Raw genomic sequence first — 523 nt, 5'->3', positions numbered from 1 at the left:
CGCCCGGCCGGCCCGACAACGTGCGGGCGGACGGTCAGCGGGTCCGGGTGCGCGGCCGGGGCGACGCCGTGTCGTTCCTGGTCGCGGCCAGCTCGCCGCACGGGCCCGGAGAGCAGGCCGGTGGCGAGGGACGGGTGCACCACCTCGACGGCGGCCACTCCCCGTACACCCTCACCGTCGGGGACTGGCGGGGCGGTCCCGCCAGTACCGAGGCGGTCGCGCTGCCGTACCTCAACACCCCCGACGGGCGACGCCGCGAGCGCCCCCGGCTGTACGTGGTGACCGTGCCGGTGCCGCGCGGGCGGGCGATCACCTCGGTGGAACTCCCGCACGACCCGGGCCCGCAGGCCGACCTCCACGTGTTCGACGTCGCGGTGCAGCGCCGGTCGGACGCCTGGACCGGAACCTGGGCGGCGAGCACCGGCGGCTACGCCCGGGTCGGGCCGTGGACGGACCGCACGCTGCGGCTGGTGGTCCACACCAGCGCGGGCGGCGGCAGCGTCCGGGTCCGGTTGGCGAACAC

At 77.8% G+C, this 523-nt stretch carries 1 pseudogene; it reads left to right on the top strand.

What is annotated here, in order from left to right:
- Positions 1 to 523: pseudogene (locus tag ACYVE9_RS30545) on the top strand (SGNH/GDSL hydrolase family protein); the annotation flags it as partial.

The sequence above is a fragment of the Streptomyces sparsus genome, from assembly GCF_054776295.1.
This window is presented reverse-complemented; position numbering and strand designations above follow the sequence as displayed.